Below are 18,202 nucleotides of genomic sequence, written 5' to 3' on the forward strand. Positions count from 1 at the left end.
CCCGGGGCGGGCCCGCCGGAGGGCCCGGAGCCGGGGGCCCCGGTGGGCCGACCGGAGGATCCGGGGCTGCGGCCGGGCCCGGCCGGTGTCACCGTACGAGGGACGGCAGCGGAAGCGGGGACGGAAAGGGCGCGGCGATGGGTGACCTGCTCCTCGTACGGCACGGTGAGACCGAATGGTCGATGTCCGGGCGGCACACGGGCTCGACCGACGTTCCGCTGACCGACAACGGCCGCGAGCAGGCGCGGCGGCTCGGTCCGCTGATCGCCCGGCACCACATCGCGGCCGCGTTCGTCAGTCCGCTGCGCCGGGCACAGGAGACGGCCGAGCTGGCCGGGATCGGACGGGCCCGGGTCGACGCGGACCTGCGCGAGTGGGACTACGGCGGGTACGAGGGGGTCACGACCGTCGAGATCCACCGGGAGCGGCCCGACTGGTTCCTGTTCACCGACGGCGTCACCCCCGGGCCGCCCGAGCATCCGGGGGAGAGCCCGGAGGAGGTCGGGGTGCGCGCCGAGCGGGTGCTGGCCCGGATCGACGCGGCGCTCGCCGAGTCGGAGGGCAGCGTCGTCGTCGTCTCGCACGGCCACTTCCTGCGGGTGCTGACCGCGCGGCGGCTCGGTCTGCCGGCCCGGTCCGGCGCGTTGTTCCAGCTCGCCACCGGGACGATGAGCCGGCTCAGCACGGAGCACCGCCGTCACGTGGTGGCGGGCTGGAATGTCAGACCCGACGCGTACTGTTCCCATGACTCCTTCTCCTCGTCGCCCTCGGCGGGAGAGGGGACGGAGGAACACTGAGCCGCGGCCGTGCCGGAGCGCCGTGGCACCACCGGACGGTGGAGGGAGCGCGCCGTGACACGACCGCCGACCGCCGCGCAGCGGCGCCTCGTCGACGCGGCCGACCCCGTGACCGGGCGGCTGAAGGGCACGGAGGCCCAGCTCGCCGCCCTGGTGAAGCACGGGCTCGCCTTCCGCCACCCCCGTCCCCCGCGGGACCATTTCCTGACGCCCGCAGGGCACCGGCTGCGCGAGACCCCCGAGGACCCCGGGCCGGCCGCAGCCGCCGAGGCGCCCGCTCCGGCGGCGTCCGGGGTGTTCGCGGCACGGACCGGCGGCGAGGAGGGCGCCAAGGACGGTCCCGCACGGCTGCGCGAGGTGCGCGGTGCCTGGCAGGGGCTCCTGGAGCTGCGCCGGATGACCCGTCCGGACGGGGCGACGGACCTTCCGTGCGCCTGGGAGCGTACGCATCTGGTGCAGGCCGCGGCGCTCGCGCTGGAGGCGGCGGGGCACCGGCCCGCGCGGGCCGAGGGCGGCGGGTACCGCATACGGGCGACACCGCAGCCGGAGGCGGTCGCCGTGCACGAGCCGGACCCCGAGGCGCTGCGGGCCTGCGCGGCCACCCTGGAGGAGGCCGGCTGGCAGGCCGGCGAGCACACCGAGCCGCGCACGGGCACCCGGTACGTTCTGGCCTCGCCCCGGCGGGCGTGAACCACGGGCGTGAACCGCAGGCGTGAACCGCGGGCGCCGAGGGACCGGGCGGCCGCACGGCCGAGGCACTCCGCGCCGCGATGCCGGGGCGCCCGGGGCGGGCAGGAAACAGCAGTCGCAGTGGCAGTCGTCGAAGGGAAAGCCGTGGCAGAGCCGTTCTTCGTCCCCGTGACCGTGCGCGGGTACGAGACCGATGTACAGGGGCACCTCAACCAGAGCGTGTACCTGCAGTACGCCGAGCACGCCCGCTGGTCGGTGCTCCAGGCGGCCGGGATCGGCCAGGCCGAACTGCTGGCCCGCGGTGTGGGCCCGGTCGCGCTGGAGACGACGATCCGCTACCGCCGCGAACTGCGGGCCGGAGACGAGGTCGAGGTGACGTGCGTCTTCCTCTGGGGTGAGGGCAAGACGTTCCGCATCGAGCAGACCATCAGGAAGACCGACGGCACGGTGGCCGCCGAGATCACGGCGGTCGGCGGACTGATGGACCTCACCGAGCGGCGCCTGGTGGCCGGCGCCCGGGACGCCTTCACCTCACTGGCCAAGGACCCGGGCCCGCTGGGCCTCTGACGCCGCGGGCCGCCGGGACGTCGGGCGGGGCGCCGCCGCGACGCCGGGCGGTCTACGCGTCGACCAACTCCGGCCGGTGCACGGCGTCGTAGGCCGCCCGGGACTCGGCGATCGTGACGCGGTGGCGTTCGGCCCAGTCGGTCAGGGAGAGCAGCGTCGCGTGCAACTCCCGGGCCACGGGCGTCAGTTCGTACTCGACCTTCGGCGGGACCGTCGGGTGCACGGTCCGGGTGACGAGGCCGTCGCGCTCCAGATTGCGCAGGGTCAGCGTCAGCATGCGCCGGCTGATCCCCTCGATGCTGCGCTCCAGTTCGGTGAAGCGGATCGGGCCGTGCGCCGCGGCCACGATGATCAGCACGCTCCATTTCCCGGCGACCCTGTCAAGAACCTCGCGGACCGGGCACGCCTGCGCGAGCACGGCCTGCGCGGTAACACCGGTGTTCCCCTGGGACATCGAAGTTCCTCCTTATGCCGGTCTCCCATGGTCACTCACGATGTCCCCCGTTACAAGTCGTGCACCAAGGGAGAACACCCGTGGATCCGGAGCGGTCCGCGGAGAACGCGGAGGTCACCGTCATGCCGTCCCGGACCCAACCGGCCAGGCCGTCGACGCCACGAACGTACTCGCGGTGGGCCTCGCTCGTCGTCCTGTGCGCGGGCACCCTGATGACCGTCCTGGACGGGAACATCGTCACCGTCGCGCTGCCCGCCGTCCAGAGCGACCTCGGCTTCTCCGCGCCCGGACTCGCCTGGGTCGTGAACGCCTATCTGATCCCGTTCGGCGGACTGCTGCTGCTCGCCGGCAGGCTCGGTGATCTGCTGGGCCGCAAGCGGATGTTCACCGCCGGGCTCGCCGTGTTCACCGTCGCCTCCGTGCTGTGCGGGGTCGCCGACGGCCCGGGCGTGCTGGTCGCGGCCCGCGCCCTCCAGGGGGTCGGCGGGGCGATGACCTCGGCCGTGGTCCTCGGCATGCTGGTGGCGCTCTTCCCGGAACCGCGTGAACAGGGCCGCGCCATCGCGGTGTTCAGCGCGGTCGGCGCCGCGGGCGGGGCCCTCGGCACGTTCCTCGGCGGCGCGCTGACGCAGGCCCTGAACTGGCACTGGATCTTCCTGATCAACCTCCCGATCGGCGCGGCGGCCCTGATCGCCGCCCTGCGGATCCTCACCCCGGACAGGGGATCGGGCCTCGGCGGCGGCGCGGACTATCCCGGCGCCGCCCTGGTCACCGGCGCGCTGATGCTGACGGTGTACACGATCGTCGGCACCGGGGAGCGGGGCCTCGGCTCCACCCTCGCGCTCGGCGCCCTCGCCCTCGCCCTCTTCGCCGGCTTCACCCTCCGCCAGGCACGGGCCGCCCGCCCCCTGCTGCGGCTGCGGCTGTTCCGCTCACGGACCCTGACGAGCGCGAACGGGGTACAGATCCTGATGATCGCCGGGATGTTCGGCTTCCAGTACCTCGGCGCCCTCTACCTCCAACGCGTGCTCGGCTACGGCGAGTTGCTCACCGGAGCGGCGTTCCTGCCGGCACCCGTCACCATCGGCGCGCTGATGCTGACCCTGTCGGCTCCGGCGATCGCCCGCTACGGCCCGTACAGGGTCCTGCTCGCCGGACTCGCGCTCATCACGGCGGGCCTGGCCCTGCTCGGCCGGGTCCCGGCCGAGGGCGCGTACGTCACCCACGTGCTGCCCCCGCTGCTGCTGCTCTCCGTCGGGTTCGCGGCCGCGATGCCCGCGGTGACGGGACTCGCCATGGCGGACACCGGCGCGCAGGACGCCGGCCTGGCCTCCGGGCTCTTCAACACCACGCAGGTGGTGGGCGGTTCACTGGGGCTGGCGGTACTGACCACGCTGGCGGCGAGCCGCACCGGACGGCTGACCGGCGCGGGCGAGCCCGCCGTCGCCGCGACGGCGGACGGCTACCGGCTGGCCTTCACGGTCGCCGCGGCCGTCACGGCCACCGCCCTGGCCCTGACCGCCGCCCTGCTGCGCCCCCGCCGCGATCCCTCGACGCACCCGCACGGCTCGGCGCCGGACCACCGAAACGTCAACTCGCCTTCCCCTGAAGGGTGTACGCCGCCCCCCAACTCTGGTAGGAAACTTTCCTAACAGTACGCGGCCACACCACTCCCCCCTTCGGAGGTACCGTGCACACCCCCCACCCCCGCACTTCGCGTCGCACCCTGCTCGCCCTGATCGGAGCCTCACTGGTGGCAGGCCCCCTGATCGCCGGCGAGAGCGCGACCGCGGCGCCGGCAGGTCTCGACGACCCGGCGAAGAAGGAGATAGCCATGAAGCTGGTCTCCAGCGCGGAGAACTCCTCGCTGGACTGGAAGGCGCAGTACAAGTACATCGAGGACATCGGCGACGGACGCGGCTACACCGCCGGGATCATCGGCTTCTGTTCGGGCACCCACGACATGCTCGACCTCGTCGAGCTGTACACGCGCCGCAAGCCCGGCAACGTCCTGGCCAAGTACCTGCCCGCGCTGCGCGAGGTCGACGGCAGCGACTCGCACGACGGCCTGGACCCCGGCTTCCCGGCCGACTGGCGCCGGGCGGCCCAGGACTCCGCCTTCCAGCAAGCCCAGAACGACGAACGGGACCGCGTCTACTTCAACCCCGCCGTCCAGCAGGGCAAGACCGACGGCATCGGCACCCTGGGCCAGTTCACGTACTACGACGCCATCGTGATGCACGGCAACGGTGACGACAGCACCAGCTTCGGCAGCATCCGGCGGCGCGCGCTCGGCAGGGCCAGGCCGCCGGCCCAGGGCGGTGACGAGGTGACGTACCTGAACGCCTTCCTCGACGCCCGGGTGTGGGCCATGAAGCAGGAGGAGGCCCACTCCGACACCAGCCGCGTCGACACCGCGCAGCGGGTCTTCGTACGCAACCGGAACCTGAACCTGAACACGCCGCTGGACTGGAAGGTCTACGGCGACAGTTATCACATCGGCTGACGCGGGCGACCGGGCGCGGGGCGCCGCACGAGACATCGTGCGGCGCCCCGCGTGTTCCCCTCCGGCTCCGCGGGTGCGCGGCTCCCTGTGCCCGCCCGGCGGGCGGGCGCCGCAGCCGGCGGGCGGCCGCCGCGGCCGGTCCCTCAGCGGGCCGGCAGCGCCGTGAGGTCCTCGCCCGCCTCCATCGGGTGGGTGACCTCGCCCGCGTTCCGCCGTCCGCCGCCGAGGTGGTTGAAGACGAGGTTGAGGACGACGGCCGTGACACAGCCCGTCGAGATGCCGGAGTCGAGGACGATCCGGGCCGTCTCGGGGAACGCGTGGTAGAACCCGGGCGCGGCGATCGGGATGATGCCGACCGCGAGGGACACGGCCACGATCAGCACGTTGTTGTCCTTCTCCAGGCCCGCCCTGGCCAGCGTCTGGATGCCGCTGGCCGCGACCGACCCGAAGAGGACGACACCCGCCCCGCCGAGCACCGGTCGCGGTACGACGGCGATCAGCGACGCGGCCACCGGGCACAGCCCCATCAGCACGAGGAAGCCGCCGCCGGTGGCGACGACGTACCGGCTGCGGATCCTCGTCATCGCGACGAGCCCGATGTTCTGGGCGAAGGCGCTGCACATGAAGCCGTTGAACAGCGGGCTCAGTGCCGAGCCGAGGGTGTCGGCGCGCAGTCCGGCCGCGATGGTCCTCTCGTCGGCCGGACGCTCGACGATCTCCCCCAACGCCAGCATGTCCGCGGTCGATTCGGTCATCGAGACGACCATGACCACGCACAGGGAGAGGATCGCGGCGAGGTGGAACTGCGGAGCGCCGAAGTGGAACGGTGTGGGGAAGCCGACCACGTCGGCGGTGGCCACCGGCCCGAAGTCCGTGACGCCGAAGGGGATCGCCACGAGCGTGCCGACGACCAGGCCGAGCAGGACCGCGATCTGCTTGACGAATCCCCGGGTGAAGCGGCGCAGCAGGAGGACGACGACGAGCGTCGTCGCCGCGAGTCCGAGGAAGGTGCGCGAGCCGTAGTCGCCCGCCGAGGGGTCCGGGCCCTGGGCCCAGCCGAAGGCGACCGGCAGCAGGGAGACACCGATGAGGGTGATGACGCTGCCGGTGACCACGGGCGGGAAGAAGCGGACGGCCCTGCTGAAGTAGGGGGCCGCGAAAAATCCGAGGACGCCGGCGACGACGACCGCGCCGTAGATGACGGGCAGTGCGTCGCTCTTGTCCTCGACGGAGGCGGCGACCGCGGTCATGGGGGCGACACCGGCGAAGGTGACGCCGTTGACGAAGGGCAGCCGGGCTCCGATCTTCCAGAAGCCGATGGTCTGCAGGAAGGTGGCGAGACCGGCGGTGAACAGGCAGGCGCAGGTGAGGAAGGTGAGCTCTCCGGCGGAGAGACCGACCGCGGCGCCGACGATCAGGGGCGGGGCCACGACTCCCGCGTACATGGCGGCGACGTGCTGCAGGCCGGCGGCCGCCGTCTTGAGGGCGGGCAGTCTCTCGTCGACCGGATGGACCGGTCGGCCGGCGGAGCGGGCGGGTCGTGCATCGGTGCTGGGCTCGGACTGGGCCACGGCGGCTCCTCCGGTCGGGTACACGTCGCGTCGACGTGGGTGTCAGGGAGGTGATGCGCGGTCGTGCGGGACCGGGACGACGGCCGTCGCGCGGCCGTCGCGTCGTGCGACGGGGACCGCTCCGGGGCGCGCACGTCCATGCGCGCCCCGGGGGCGGCCGCCGTGGACCCGAGCCGGGTCCACGGCCACCGGCCGAGGGCCGTCCCCCTCGACCGGAGTTCTGCGGCGGTCAGTCCTGTCCGGCGATCCGCGCGAGGCGCCGTGCCTCGTCCCGGGTGGAACGGGCCACGGCGTCCTCGTCGACGTGCAGCAGGTGGCTGTCCTCGACGACCGGGCGGCCGTTCACGAGCGAGAGGGTGACCGGCGCGGCGGCGCCGAAGACGAGCGCCGTCACCGGGTCGGCGATCGAGGCGTGTGCCAGGGTGTCCAGTCTCCACAGCACGAGGTCGGCGAGCTTGCCTGCCTCCAGGGAGCCGATCTGGCTTGCCCGGCCCAGGACTTGAGCCCCTCCGTAGGTGCCGAGCCGCAGTGCCTGACGGGCGTTCAGGGCCGCCTCTCGGTGGGCGCCCAGCCGGTTGACCAGCAGGGCGTTGCGCAGTTCGGTGTGGAGTTCGCCGGACTCGTTCGACGCGGTGCCGTCGACGCCGAGGCCGACCGGGACGCCGGCCGCGAGCATGTCGGGGACCCGGGCGATGCCCGCGGCCAGCCGGGCGTTGGAGGAGGGGCAGTGGGCCACGCCCGTCCGCGTCCGGGCGAAGGCGGCGATGTCGGAGTCGTTCATGTGGACGCAGTGCGCCATCCACACGTCCTCGCCGAGCCAGCCGGTCGACTCGAAGTACTCGGTCGGGCCCATGCCGAACAGTTCCTTGCAGAACTGCTCCTCCTCCACCGTCTCCGAGCCGTGCGTGTGCAGCCGCACCCCCTTGCGGCGGGCCAACTCGGCGCCCTGTTTCATGAGTTCGGTGGAGACGGAGAAGGGCGAGCAGGGCGCGACGGCGATCTGGGTCATGCTGTCGAAGGAGTCGTCGTGGTGCTCGTCGACGGTCGCCTCGGTGGCGGCGAGCGCCCCGTCGAGGGTCTCGACGGCGAAGTCCGGCGGCAGTCCGCCGTCCTTGCGGCTGCGGTCCATGGAGCCGCGGGCGAGGGTGAAGCGGACGCCGGTCTCGCGGGCGGCCCGGATGATCGCGCCGGACAGGTCCCCGGTGCCCTTCGGGAACACGTAGTGGTGGTCCATGGCGGTGGTGACACCGCCGCGGGCCATCATGGCGAGGGAGCCCTGGGCGGCCGCGTAGACCATCGGCTCGTCGATGCGCGCCCAGGTCGGGTAGAGCGCGACGAGCCAGTCGAAGAGGTTGTGGTCGGTGGCGAGACCGCGGGTGATCCACTGGTAGAAGTGGTGATGGGTGTTGACCAGGCCCGGGGTGGCCAGATGCCCGGTGCCGTCGATGCGGCGGACCACGTTCTCCAGGTTCGCGGGGGCCTTTCCGGCGCCCACGGACTCGATCCTGTTGTCGGCGACGACGATGTGCCCCGAGGCGTACTCGGTGTCGCCCGCGTCCACGGTCGCGATGGCGCAGTTCTCGATGACGATGCGCTGGACTGGCACTGCGGTTCCTCGTTCTTCCGGGTCGGCGGACGGACCCGGTGGCCGAGCGGGGCGACGACCGGGTCCGTGAGGCGGTTCTAGAGGTTGGTGAGGTCCACCGGGATGCGCGGCTCGCGGCCCTCGCGCAGGACGGTGGCCTCGATGAGCCCGTACGGGCGGTCGGCCGCGAAGTAGACCTCGTTGTCGTTCTCCAGGCCGAACGGCGCGAGGTCGACCAGGAAGTGGTGCTTGTTCGGGAGCGAGAAGCGGACCTCGTCGATCTCGTCGCGGTGGTCGATGATCCGCGCGCCCATCTCGTACAGGGTCTGCTGGAGCGAGAGGGAGTAGGTGTCCGCGAAGGCCTGGAGCAGGTGCTTCCTGACCTCGTCGTAGGACTTGTCCCAGTCGGGCATCCGCTGTTCGTCGCCGGTCCAGCCGAAGCGCCAGCGGCTGGAGACCTGGGTGGCGAGGATGCGGTCGTGGGCCTCCGGGAGCGTCGTGTACCGGTCCTTGACGAAGCCCCAGAACTCGGAGTTCGTCGAGTTCATCACGACGAGGTCCTTCAGTCCGGAGACGACCTCCCACGCCTCGCCGTCGTAGGTGATCTGGGTGACGCGCGTCTCCTGGCCCTTGCGGACGAAGGAGTGCCTCGGCCCGTCCGCGCCGGCGGCCCGGGAGGCGGCGTCCGGGGCCTCGATGCGCTCCCAGGTGTACTCCTCGATCCGGATGCGCGCCCGCTCGATCGGCTCCTGGCTGGTCACGAAGTGCCGGGCGAGGTGGATGCCGAACTGCTCGGCGGACTCGATGCCGTGCTCCTTGGCGAAGGCGTACACGGTGTTCTTGGTGGTGTCCGTCGGCAGGACGTTGGCGTTGGAGCCGGAGAGGTGGACCTCGTCCATGTCGCCGCTCAGCGCGACGGACACGTTCAGGTCCTTGATGTGGTGCGTGGCGCCGTCGCGGGTGATCCGCACGACGCGGTTCTCGGCCTTGCCGTACTGGTTCTGGCCCAGGAGCACCGGGCGGCCCTGGCGGGAAGGTTCGGTCATGTCTGCTAGCTCCCTCGGTAAACGGAGTAGCCGAACGGGTTGAGCAGCAGCGGTACGTGGTAGTGCTCGCCCGGCCTGACGGCGAAGGTGATCGTCACCTCGGGGAAGAACGTCTCGCTGTCCCGATTCGCGGGGGCGTCCTGCTGCGCATCGGCTCGCTGTGTCGTTGTCGCCGGATCCTGCTCGAAGTAGCGCTCGACCTCGAAGTCGAGCCGTACGTGGGTCGTGCCCTCCGGCAGCGCCGGAAGGTCCCTGCACCGGCCGTCCGCGTCGGTCGCGGAACCGCCGAGCGCCCGCCAGTCGCCCTCGCGTCCCGCACGGGCCGCGAGCCGGACCGCGACACCGCGGGCGGGCCGGCCCACGCTGGTGTCCAGGATGTGGGTGGACACGGAAGCCGTGGTGTCGGTGCTCATGCCTCTTCTTCCTGTACGGGCTGTACGTCCTCCGGGGGGCCGGCGGGCGTGTCCTTCGGGTGGGCGTCAGCCTCCCGCCGTGCCGGGCGGTTCGTCTGCCACGAGACGGCCGAGCCGGATGCGGTTGATCTTTCCCAGTTCGGTGCGGACGATCTCGCGCTCCCGCTCGGCCGGGTTGCCGATCCGCTCCCTGACCGCGTCACGCATCTGCTCCCCGGTCCGGCCGGTGGCGCAGACGAGGAAGACATGGCCGAACTTCTCCTGGTAGGCCAGGTTCAGTTCGAGCATCTCCGCCCTGAGTTCCGCGGAGGCCCCGGCCATCCCGCGCTGTTCGCGCGAGGAGGTCGCGTCTCCGGGCTTCGGCCGTCCGATGGGCGGGTGCCCCGCCATCGCCTCCGTCAGGTCGGCGGTGGTGAGGGCCGCGGTGGCGGCGTCGCTCTCGGCGTACAGGTCACCGTCCCCGGCGTAGGGGCGGGCGGCGACCAGCCGTTCGGCCCACGCCCGGGAGGCGCACACCTCGTGGAGGACGGCGAGGGCCGCCGACTCGTCGAGGGTGTTGAAGCGGGCGAGGCCGCCGGATGCCGTACTCGACTCCATGGGAAGCCTCCGTGGCCGTGTGCTGGACGGGCTGCGGACAGCTAACGCCCTCGGCGAACCGACGTCAACACTTTGTTGAAAACTTCGGGTTACGGAAGGTTACGGAAACCGCCGCCCGGTCGTCCGGGCGGCGGCGAGGTGACGGCCGGTGAAACCTGCCGCCCAGAGGCGCGTTCGCGCCGGTCAGGCACCCTTCTCGCGGTTCAGGTAGTTGTAGACGGTGAACCGGCTCACGCCGAGCGCGCTCGCCACGGTCTCCACTCCGTGCCGCACGGAGAAGGCCCCGCGGGCTTCCAGTATGCGCACGATCTCCTGCTTGGCCTTGCGGTCGAGCTCGGCGAGCGGCATGCCCCGCTTGCGCTCCAGGGCGGCGAGGATGTGGTCGAGCGAGTCGGCCAGCTGCGGCAGGCGCACGGCGACGACGTCCGCGCCCTCCCAGGACAGGACGACGTCGTCGACGCCGGCCTCCGAGGGCGGCAGCATCTCCCCGCCCATGGCGTCGACCAGCGGTTTGACCGCCGCGACGAAGGGGTCGTCCGCGATTCCGGTCACTTATCGCCCTCCCCCGCCGCCCCGAGGACGTTGACCTGGAGCGAGACCCGGGTGGCGCCCGCGTCCAGGACCTGGCGCAGCAGCGCCTCGACGGCGGTGAGCACGGCGTCCGCGCCGCCTTCCGCGGTGTTGCCGAACGGGCCGACGTCCACGGCGTCCAGGTCGGCCGCCTCGATGACCTCGCGGGCGACCAGGGCGTGCCGGGGGGCCTCGTCGAGATCGAAGGGCTCGGTCGTGAACTCCACTCTCAATCGCACGGGCTCAACCTACTGCCCGGCGCGGACGCCGCGGCAAGCCCCCTGCGGCCGGAGCGGGCCGCACCCCGCGGGCTTTCCGCCGGCACCCCCTTGACAACGCTCGCAGCCCGACGGCAATCTTCCATTGAGCAGAAACAAGTTTCCACGATACGGAAGTGAGTGTCGGCCCCATGGGATTCGCGGACCAGCGCTTCACCGTCAATCTGTCGATCCTCTTCACGGAACTCCCGCTCCTGGAGCGCCCGGCGGCCGCCGCGGCGGCCGGCTTCACCGCGGTCGAGCTGTGGTGGCCCTGGGTCGACTCACCCACCCCCGAGCGGTCCGAGCTCGACGCCCTGAGGACGGCGATCGAGGCCGCCGGTGTCCAACTGACCGGGCTGAACCTCTACGCCGGACAGCTCCCCGGCCCGGACCGGGGCGCCCTGTCCCTGCCCGGGGAGGAGTCGGCGCGGTTCCGGGCCAACATCGACGTGGCCGCCGGCTTCGCCGGCTCGCTGGGCTGCACGGCGCTCAACGCCCTGTACGGCAACCGCGTCGCCGGTGTGGACCCGGACGAGCAGGACGCGCTGGCATTGGAGAACCTGGTCCTCGCGGCACGGGCCGCGGACCGGATCGGCGCGATCCTCCTCGTCGAGGCCCTCAACGAGCGGGAGTCACCGCACTATCCGCTGGTGAGCGCCCCGGCGGCCGTCGCCGTCGTCGACAAGGTCAACGCGGCGACCGGCCTCGGCAACACCAGGTTCCTCATGGACCTCTACCACCTCGCCATGAACGGCGAGGACCTGCCGCGGGTGATCGCCTCCCGCGCCGACCGGACCGGCCATGTGCAGATCGCCGACAGCCCCGGCCGCGGCGCCCCGGGCACGGGCACGCTCCCCCTCGAAGCGCTGCTCGACCAGCTTTCCGGGGCCGGATACGCGGGCCGGGTCGGCCTGGAGTACAAGCCGGGCGACCTGCCGAGCGCGGGGGCCTTCGACTGGCTGCCCGCCGCGGCCCGCGCCGCCCGCTGAGCGGCACCCCGATGAGCGGCACCCCGATGACGCGGCACCCCGATGACGCGGCACGGACCGGGTCGACACGGATCGCCAAGACGCAGCACGGATCGCAGAGAGGCACCCTCATGAGCGACAACCTCCCCAAGGTGGCATGGATCGGTCTCGGCATCATGGGCTCCCCCATGTCGGAGAACCTGATCAAGGCCGGGTACGACGTCACGGGCCACACGCTGGAACGGGACAAGCTGGAGCGCCTGGCCGCGGCGGGCGGCACCGCCGCCGATTCGATCGCCGAGGCCGTGCGGGACGCCGACGTGGTGATCACGATGGTGCCCGCCTCCCCGCAGGTCGAGGCCGTCGCGTACGGCCCCGGGGGCGTCCTGGAGAACGTGCGGCCCGGCGCGCTGCTGATCGACATGTCCTCGATCACCCCGCAGACCTCGGTGGACCTCGCGAAGGCCGGCGCCGAGAAGGGCGTCCGCGTCCTGGACGCCCCGGTGTCCGGAGGCGAGGCCGGAGCGATCGAGGCGGTGCTGTCGATCATGGTCGGCGGTGACCGGGCGGACTTCGACGAGGCGGAGCCCCTGTTCGAGGCGCTGGGCAGGACCATCGTGCTGTGCGGTCCGCACGGCTCGGGCCAGACCGTGAAGGCGGCCAACCAGCTGATCGTCGCCGTGAACATCCAGGCGTGCGCCGAGGCGGTGGTCTTCCTGGAACGCTCCGGCGTGGACCTGCGGGCCGCGCTCGACGTCCTCGGCGGCGGTCTCGCGGGCTCCACGGTGCTGGCCCGCAAGAAGGACAACTTCCTGAACCGCGACTTCAAGCCGGGCTTCCGCGTCGACCTGCACCACAAGGACATGGGCATCGTCACGGACGCCGCCCGCACCGTGGGCGCCGCGCTGCCGGTGGGAGCCGTGGTCGCCCAGCTCGTCGCCAGCCTGCGCGCGCAGGGCGACGGCGGCCTGGACCACTCCGCGCTGCTGCGCGCGGTGGAACGCCTCTCCGGCGCCCGGGTCTGACCGGGCACCTCGAACGTCCGGGCCGCGGCGGTGCCGACATCTGTCATGTCGCGCCCAGGCACCGCCGCGACCCGGATCCACGTCCGGAGCCACGAGCTCCCGGACCGCGTCACGAACGGCCCGGATGAGGGGTGGCCGTCGCGGACGCGGTCCGGGCGGACGAGGACCGCGGCGGCCCGCGAGCCGGTGCGGTGGTCAAGGACCGGTTCCCCTTCTCGACGTGAGGGAAGGGAGACTCCGGTCCGTCGCGGCCGCCGCGGTCCCGTCCACACATCGGCTCCGGCCACTGCTCCCCGGCTTCGGCCACTCTCTTGCTTCGGCCACTCCCTTGCCTCGGCCACTCCCCGGCTTCGGCCGTACCGCACAGACCCCGTCCGGCGGCGCGAACGTACCGTCGCGCCCGGCCTCGCGCCGTCGGACGGCAACGACTCCATGGCAGCCGGGGAGCCCGCGCCGGGCTCCGGGTGCGGATTGCGGCCGCGAGCAGCAGCCTTGGACCATGGACGCTGACGGCAAGGAACTCCCCAGGATCGTGGTGCACACACCGGGTCTGGACGGGTCGCGGCGGGTCACCGAGGGCGACCGGGTGCTCGGCATCGCGTACCACCTCGACGACGTGGTCGAGATCCTGCGCCAGGCGGACGTCGACCTCGACGTGATCGAGGTCGAGGAGAGCGACATCATCGACTGGCAGGGCGGCGGGCCGGACGACTGGCCCGGCCTCTCCGAGCACACGGAGGTCTGAGGACCGTACGGCCGTGCGCGCCGGACCACGCGCCGCGCCCCTTGATCCACGAGCCGAAACGGGCGCCGTACGGACTCCTTCCGTACGCAAGCGGGCGTAGGACGCCTACGGAACCCTCAAATCAACCTCTGAACACCGCCCCAGGGACTTCTCCTGCCGCCGGATAAGGCACATCCTCGGCACACGGGGCCCGCCGGCACGGGGGCGGCGGGTCCCGAACGGGGGCACGGGGGAAGCACCATGAGCGGAAGCGCGGCGGTCGGGCCTGGGCCCTTGACCGTCGCGCTGCTGCGTGGCGGGCCCCGCGCGGCCGTGAAGGTCGCCGTGGTCGCCCTGCATCTGCGCGGCGCGGTGGCCCCGGGCCCGCCGGGCACGATACGGACCTCGAACCCGTCCCCGGGGACGTCCTTCGCCCCGGGGCTCGCCCTGGAGAAGGCCGTACGCGGATCGCTCTACCTCCCAGCGGGAATGCGGGAGCTGATGGACCGGCCGCGCGTACGACGGGCGCTGGCGGAGCTGCGGAGCGAGGCCGTCGCGGCCGGGCTGCTGCGCCGCCTTCCTCCGCGGCGGACACGCGCCGCCCGGCGTGTCCTGCGGGAGCTGCGCACCGCGGTCCCGCGTCCCGCCGGGCCGGAGGGCCTGGCCCCGGCCGATGTCCTGCTGGCCGTCGCCCTGTACGGCGATGCCGCCCTGACCGTCCTGGTGCCCCGCTTCACCGAGGCGGCGGGCCTGACCGGCCGGGGCGGCCGGCCCGAGAGCGGACCGTCCTGGAGCAGCGGAGGGGACGGCGGCGGATTCAGCGGCTGCGCGGGCGGCTGGGGGGCCTGAGGCGGCGCGCGGCGACCGCCCGCGGATTCTCCAGGAACGGCAGGACGTGCCGCAGGAAGAGGCCCGGGCGTTCGTTGTACGGCTCGTGGGCCGTGGGCAGCCGCACGCTCAGCGTCCCCGCGGGCAGGATGCGCCGGGCGCGGCGGCCGTCGAGGAACGCGGGGACGACGGGATCGCGGCTCCCCCACAGCAGCAGGATCGGCGGCCGGAGGGCGCCGGGGGCCGTGAGGCCGAAGTCGGGGGCGGCGAGGCCGCGCCAGAGCGCGCAGTGCACCGCGAGTCTTCGCTCGTCGCGCGGCAGCCGGCGCACCCGCGCGTACGTCTCGCGCGCGCTCGGGGTGCCCAGCCGGCCCAGATAGGCGCGGGCCAGCGGGACGACAAGCCTTCGCGCACGGGCGGGACGGCCCATCACCTCGCGGCAGAACCAGCGGGTGAGCGCGGTGTGGCGGGTGAAGCCCGCCGGGTCGACCAGGACGAGCGCGCTGATCGACGCGGCACGGGGGCCCTCCGCGAGACGGCAGGCCACGTAGCCGCCGACGCTGTTGCCGAGCACGGCGACCTCCCGGACGCCGTGCCCGTCGGCGAGCGCGTCGATCACCCGCTCCGCGACCCGCACCAGCCCCTCGGGCGTGACCAGCCCGGGTTCCGGGGCGGTCGAGTCGCCGTAGCCCGGCCAGTCCACGACGAACGTGCGGTACCGGTCGGCGAGGGCGGGCAGCACGGCGTCGAAGTCGCGCCCGTCTCCCGGATTGGCGTGCAGGAGCAGGAGGGCGGGTGTCTCGGACGGGGCCGGGGCTCCCTCCGGCCGGGCGCCGGGGAGGGGGTCGAGGCAGCGCACGGCGATGTCGCCGAGGGGGGTGGGGACGGTCATCCGCATGGGGCGAGCATGCCGGACCGGCCCGCTCCTGGGAACAACGCACCTGGACGGCAGGTCACTTGGGGCGGGCCGCCTGGTGACAACACGCCCGGTCGGCCCGCCACTCGGAGCAGGCCGCCCCTGGCGACAACGCGCCCGGGCGGCCCGCTACTTGAGGCGGGCCACCCGGGCACGGGAAGGAGGTCCCGACGGGGGCAAGGGACGTCCCGGCCGGTGGAGGGCATCGACCGGCGACGGGGAGGTCCCGGCCGGCGAGGGGAAGGTCCGGGTCAGACCTTCAGTGTCCTGATCGCGGTGGGCGCGTGGCCCGGCTCGGTGGCGATCTCCTCGAACTCGGTCACGTTCCCGATGTCGTTCGTCCTGCTCATGGCGATGTTGGTGACGCGCTCCAGGATCGCCTCGACGACGACGGGGACCTGGAACTCGGCGGCGAGCTTCTTGGCCCGTTCGAAGGCAGCGCCGAGCTCGCCCGGGTCGGTGACCCGGATCGCCTTGCAGCCGAGGCCCTCGACGACCTTGACGTGGTCGACGCCGTAGACGCCGAGCTCCGGGGAGTTGATGTTCTCGAACTCCAGGTTGACCTGGAAGTCGATGTCGAGGCCGAGCTGCGCCTGCCGGATCAGGCCCAGGTAGGCGTTGTTCACGAGGACATGGACGTACGGGATCCGGTGCTGGGCCCCGACGGCCAGTTCCTCGATCATGAACTGGAAGTCGTAGTCGCCGGAGAGGGCGACGACCTGCGCGCCGGGGTCGGCCTTGGCGACGCCGAGCGCGGCCGGGACGGTCCAGCCGAGCGGGCCCGCCTGACCGCAGTTGATCCAGTGGCGCGGCCGGTAGACGTGCAGCATCTGGGCGCCCGCGATCTGCGAGAGGCCGATGGTGGAGACGTACCGGGTCTCCGGGCCGAAGGCCTTGTTCATCTCCTCGTAGACGCGCTGCGGTTTGATCGGGATGTCGTCGAAGTGCGTCCGGCGCTGGAGGGTGGCCCGCTTCTCCTGTGCCGATGCGGCCCACGCGGAGCGGTCGGGCAGCCTCCCCGCCGCCTTCAGCTCCCTTGCCACCTCGACGAAGAGTTCCAGGGCGGCCCGGGCGTCGGAGGCGACACCGAAGTCCGGGGCGAAGATCCGTCCGAGCTGGGTGGGTTCGATGTCGACGTGCACGAACGTCCGGCCGGCCGTGTAGACGCCGAGGTCTCCGGTGTGGCGGTTGGCCCAGCGGTTGCCGATGCCGAGGACGAAGTCGGACTCCAGGAAGGTGGCGTTGCCGTAGCGGTGCGAGGTCTGCAGGCCCACCATGCCCGCGTTGAGCTCGTGGTCGTCGGGCAGGACGCCCCAGCCCATGAGCGTCGGGACGACCGGGGTGCCCGTCAACTCGGCGAACTCGACGAGGAGTTCGGCGGCGTCCGCGTTGATGACCCCGCCGCCGGCCACGATCAGCGGGCGCTCGGAGGCGTTCAGCAGCCCGAGCGCCTTCTCGACCTGGGCTCGGGTCGCGGCGGGCTTGTACGTCCGCAGGGGCTCGTACGTCTCGGGGTCGAACTCGATCTCGGTGAGCTGGACGTCGATGGGCAGGTCGACCAGGACGGGCCCGGGGCGCCCGGAGCGCATGAGGTGGAAGGCCTGCTGGAGGACGCCGGGAACCTGTGCCGCCTCCAGGACGGTGACGGCCATCTTGGTCACCGGGCGCGCGATCGAGGCGATGTCGACGGCCTGGAAGTCCTCCTTGTGGATCACCGCGGTCGGGGCCTGGCCGGTGATGCACAGGATCGGGATCGAGTCGCCGCTCGCGGAGTACAGGCCGGTGATCATGTCGGTTCCCGCCGGGCCCGAAGTGCCCACGCAGACACCGATGTTGCCCGGGTGAGTGCGGGTGTAGCCCTCCGCCATGTGTGAAGCGCCCTCGACGTGCCGGGCGAGGGTGTGGCTGATTCCGCCGGACGCCTTGAGCGCCGCGTAGAAGGGGTTGATCGCCGCGCCCGGAACGCCGAACGCGTCGGTGACGCCCTCGCGCTTGAGGATCTCGACTGCCGCGCGGGCAGCGGTCATACGAGCCATGGAGTACTCCTGCTTCGGCTGTCGGACTCGCGCTCCCGTCGCGCCCCGCGGAGAGCCGCCGATCCCGTTGCTTATTCCGCATTACGGAAACTAACTTCTACTATCTGGAAGCAATCTAGGTGCCGGGGCGGGGAGCGTCAAGAGTGGGCCGTGCGCGGACCGGGTCGTGCGCGTCGCGGCGTTTCGCTGCCGGGCGCCGTCCGGCAGGAGGACGATGGACGCGCTGTCCCGACGTGAGTTCCTGGAGTGGGCCATGGCCGAGAGCGTGCCGGTGCGGTGCCCGGCCTGCCGCCGCGAGCATCTGTACGCGGCTCCGTCCTACCCCTGCGTGTGCGGATCGCCCGTGACGGCGCCGCTCGACCGCCTCGCGCAGGCGACGCCCGTCACCCATCGCGCGTGGGACGACGAATGGACGACGGTCCGGTGCGGGGCCTGCGGCCGCGAAAGCCAGTGGCCGCAGCCCGAGCTGGGCTGCCCCTGCGGAACGACCCTGCGGATCCCGCTGCGAACGGCCCCGGTCCGGAAGGCCGGCCCGGTCACGCACCGGCCGGACGACGGGCAGGCCGGGTCCGGCACCCACCGGAACGAAACCCGCGAAGCCGAAGTCGACACCACCGAGGACAGCGCTCCGGAGGCCGGCGCCGCCGAG

The 18,202-nt window shown here is 72.7% G+C and carries 19 protein-coding genes; 9 read left to right on the top strand and 10 right to left on the bottom strand.

The annotated features are described in order from the left end of the window. The first annotated feature begins 137 nt into the window (after positions 1-137). From ACFYYF_RS18460 to ACFYYF_RS18470, 3 genes are all read left to right on the top strand, one after another. Entirely contained in the window at positions 138-797 is a 660-nt protein-coding gene (locus ACFYYF_RS18460; RefSeq protein WP_361689570.1) for a histidine phosphatase family protein, read from the top strand. 54 nt (positions 798-851) lie between these two features. Continuing rightward, positions 852-1,487, top strand: coding sequence for a hypothetical protein (locus ACFYYF_RS18465; protein WP_388776868.1), 636 nt, complete (start codon positions 852-854; stop codon positions 1,485-1,487). Between the two features lie 144 nt (positions 1,488-1,631). Beyond that, entirely contained in the window at positions 1,632-2,054 is a 423-nt protein-coding gene (locus ACFYYF_RS18470; RefSeq protein ID WP_361689563.1) for an acyl-CoA thioesterase, read from the top strand. 52 nt (positions 2,055-2,106) lie between these two features. Here ACFYYF_RS18470 and ACFYYF_RS18475 read toward each other — a convergent pair whose 3' ends face one another. Then, on the bottom strand, positions 2,107-2,508 hold the full coding sequence (locus tag ACFYYF_RS18475; protein WP_361689585.1) for a helix-turn-helix domain-containing protein: 402 nt from the start codon (positions 2,506-2,508) through the stop codon (positions 2,107-2,109). A 122-nt stretch (positions 2,509-2,630) separates the two neighbouring features. Here ACFYYF_RS18475 and ACFYYF_RS18480 point away from each other — a divergent pair, with 122 nt between their 5' ends. Together ACFYYF_RS18480 and ACFYYF_RS18485 are read left to right on the top strand one after the other, a co-directional pair. Beyond that, entirely contained in the window at positions 2,631-4,160 is a 1,530-nt protein-coding gene (locus ACFYYF_RS18480) for an MFS transporter (RefSeq protein WP_388777570.1), read from the top strand. Between the two features lie 38 nt (positions 4,161-4,198). After that, complete coding sequence (locus ACFYYF_RS18485; protein WP_388776871.1) at positions 4,199-5,014, top strand: chitosanase; 816 nt, start codon at positions 4,199-4,201, stop codon at positions 5,012-5,014. 143 nt (positions 5,015-5,157) lie between these two features. On the opposite strand, the gene ACFYYF_RS18490 is transcribed toward ACFYYF_RS18485, so the two are convergent. From ACFYYF_RS18490 to ACFYYF_RS18520, 7 genes are all read right to left on the bottom strand, one after another. Beyond that, positions 5,158-6,585, bottom strand: coding sequence for a nucleobase:cation symporter-2 family protein (locus ACFYYF_RS18490; RefSeq protein WP_388776873.1), 1,428 nt, complete (start codon positions 6,583-6,585; stop codon positions 5,158-5,160). A gap of 229 nt (positions 6,586-6,814) precedes the next feature. Then, the gene (locus ACFYYF_RS18495; RefSeq protein ID WP_388776877.1) at positions 6,815-8,191 is read right to left on the bottom strand and encodes an 8-oxoguanine deaminase; all 1,377 of its coding nucleotides are present in this window, start codon (positions 8,189-8,191) and stop codon (positions 6,815-6,817) included. Positions 8,192-8,268: 77 nt separating this feature from the next. Continuing rightward, positions 8,269-9,216, bottom strand: a complete 948-nt coding sequence (gene pucL, locus ACFYYF_RS18500; protein WP_388776879.1) for a factor-independent urate hydroxylase — start codon at positions 9,214-9,216, stop codon at positions 8,269-8,271. Between the two features lie 5 nt (positions 9,217-9,221). Then, entirely contained in the window at positions 9,222-9,629 is a 408-nt protein-coding gene (uraH, locus tag ACFYYF_RS18505; RefSeq protein WP_388776881.1) for a hydroxyisourate hydrolase, read from the bottom strand. 66 nt (positions 9,630-9,695) lie between these two features. Then, entirely contained in the window at positions 9,696-10,226 is a 531-nt protein-coding gene (uraD, locus tag ACFYYF_RS18510; RefSeq protein WP_388776883.1) for a 2-oxo-4-hydroxy-4-carboxy-5-ureidoimidazoline decarboxylase, read from the bottom strand. A 183-nt stretch (positions 10,227-10,409) separates the two neighbouring features. Continuing rightward, positions 10,410-10,778, bottom strand: coding sequence for a helix-turn-helix domain-containing protein (locus tag ACFYYF_RS18515; RefSeq protein WP_361689542.1), 369 nt, complete (start codon positions 10,776-10,778; stop codon positions 10,410-10,412). After that, the gene (locus tag ACFYYF_RS18520) at positions 10,775-11,035 is read right to left on the bottom strand and encodes a hypothetical protein (protein ID WP_361689539.1); all 261 of its coding nucleotides are present in this window, start codon (positions 11,033-11,035) and stop codon (positions 10,775-10,777) included. Before ACFYYF_RS18520 ends, ACFYYF_RS18515 begins: the two co-directional genes overlap by 4 nt. A gap of 170 nt (positions 11,036-11,205) precedes the next feature. Between ACFYYF_RS18520 and ACFYYF_RS18525 the strand changes: the two genes are divergently transcribed. The 4 genes from ACFYYF_RS18525 (at position 11,206) to ACFYYF_RS18540 (ending at position 14,622) form a co-directional block, all read left to right on the top strand. Beyond that, on the top strand, positions 11,206-12,045 hold the full coding sequence (locus ACFYYF_RS18525; RefSeq protein WP_388777572.1) for a TIM barrel protein: 840 nt from the start codon (positions 11,206-11,208) through the stop codon (positions 12,043-12,045). Positions 12,046-12,155: 110 nt separating this feature from the next. Further along, a complete protein-coding gene (locus tag ACFYYF_RS18530) occupies positions 12,156-13,049 on the top strand; it encodes a 2-hydroxy-3-oxopropionate reductase (protein WP_361689533.1) in 894 nt (297 codons plus the stop codon). Between the two features lie 499 nt (positions 13,050-13,548). Continuing rightward, the gene (locus ACFYYF_RS18535) at positions 13,549-13,794 is read left to right on the top strand and encodes a hypothetical protein (RefSeq protein WP_355773867.1); all 246 of its coding nucleotides are present in this window, start codon (positions 13,549-13,551) and stop codon (positions 13,792-13,794) included. A 240-nt stretch (positions 13,795-14,034) separates the two neighbouring features. Beyond that, a complete protein-coding gene (locus ACFYYF_RS18540) occupies positions 14,035-14,622 on the top strand; it encodes a TIGR04222 domain-containing membrane protein (RefSeq protein ID WP_388776887.1) in 588 nt (195 codons plus the stop codon). Here the strand turns inward: ACFYYF_RS18540 and ACFYYF_RS18545 are convergent. Both ACFYYF_RS18545 and gcl read right to left on the bottom strand, forming a co-directional pair. Further along, positions 14,591-15,499 carry an alpha/beta fold hydrolase gene (locus ACFYYF_RS18545; protein ID WP_388776889.1) on the bottom strand — a complete coding sequence of 303 codons (909 nt, stop codon included), beginning with the start codon at positions 15,497-15,499 and terminating at the stop codon, positions 14,591-14,593. The two genes, ACFYYF_RS18540 and ACFYYF_RS18545, sit on opposite strands and share 32 nt — an antisense overlap. A gap of 269 nt (positions 15,500-15,768) precedes the next feature. Beyond that, on the bottom strand, positions 15,769-17,553 hold the full coding sequence (gene gcl / locus ACFYYF_RS18550; RefSeq protein WP_388776891.1) for a glyoxylate carboligase: 1,785 nt from the start codon (positions 17,551-17,553) through the stop codon (positions 15,769-15,771). Between the last annotated feature and the right edge of the window lie 649 nt (positions 17,554-18,202).

The organism is Streptomyces sp. NPDC001914 (genome assembly GCF_042891215.1).
GTDB lineage: Bacteria > Actinomycetota > Actinomycetes > Streptomycetales > Streptomycetaceae > Streptomyces.

Bases quoted from the DNA above. Each gene is read 5' to 3' on its own strand.
- ACFYYF_RS18475 (WP_361689585.1), bottom strand. From the start codon at position 2,508: ATGTCCCAGGGGAACACCGGTGTTACCGCGCAGGCCGTGCTCGCGCAG.
- ACFYYF_RS18540 (WP_388776887.1), top strand. From the start codon at position 14,035: ATGAGCGGAAGCGCGGCGGTCGGGCCTGGGCCCTTGACCGTCGCGCTG.
- ACFYYF_RS18460 (WP_361689570.1), top strand. From the start codon at position 138: ATGGGTGACCTGCTCCTCGTACGGCACGGTGAGACCGAATGGTCGATG.
- ACFYYF_RS18480 (WP_388777570.1), top strand. From the start codon at position 2,631: ATGCCGTCCCGGACCCAACCGGCCAGGCCGTCGACGCCACGAACGTAC.
- pucL (WP_388776879.1), bottom strand. From the start codon at position 9,216: ATGACCGAACCTTCCCGCCAGGGCCGCCCGGTGCTCCTGGGCCAGAAC.
- uraH (WP_388776881.1), bottom strand. From the start codon at position 9,629: ATGAGCACCGACACCACGGCTTCCGTGTCCACCCACATCCTGGACACC.
- ACFYYF_RS18535 (WP_355773867.1), top strand. From the start codon at position 13,549: ATGGACGCTGACGGCAAGGAACTCCCCAGGATCGTGGTGCACACACCG.
- uraD (WP_388776883.1), bottom strand. From the start codon at position 10,226: ATGGAGTCGAGTACGGCATCCGGCGGCCTCGCCCGCTTCAACACCCTC.
- ACFYYF_RS18530 (WP_361689533.1), top strand. From the start codon at position 12,156: ATGAGCGACAACCTCCCCAAGGTGGCATGGATCGGTCTCGGCATCATG.
- ACFYYF_RS18525 (WP_388777572.1), top strand. From the start codon at position 11,206: ATGGGATTCGCGGACCAGCGCTTCACCGTCAATCTGTCGATCCTCTTC.
- gcl (WP_388776891.1), bottom strand. From the start codon at position 17,553: ATGGCTCGTATGACCGCTGCCCGCGCGGCAGTCGAGATCCTCAAGCGC.
- ACFYYF_RS18545 (WP_388776889.1), bottom strand. From the start codon at position 15,499: ATGCGGATGACCGTCCCCACCCCCCTCGGCGACATCGCCGTGCGCTGC.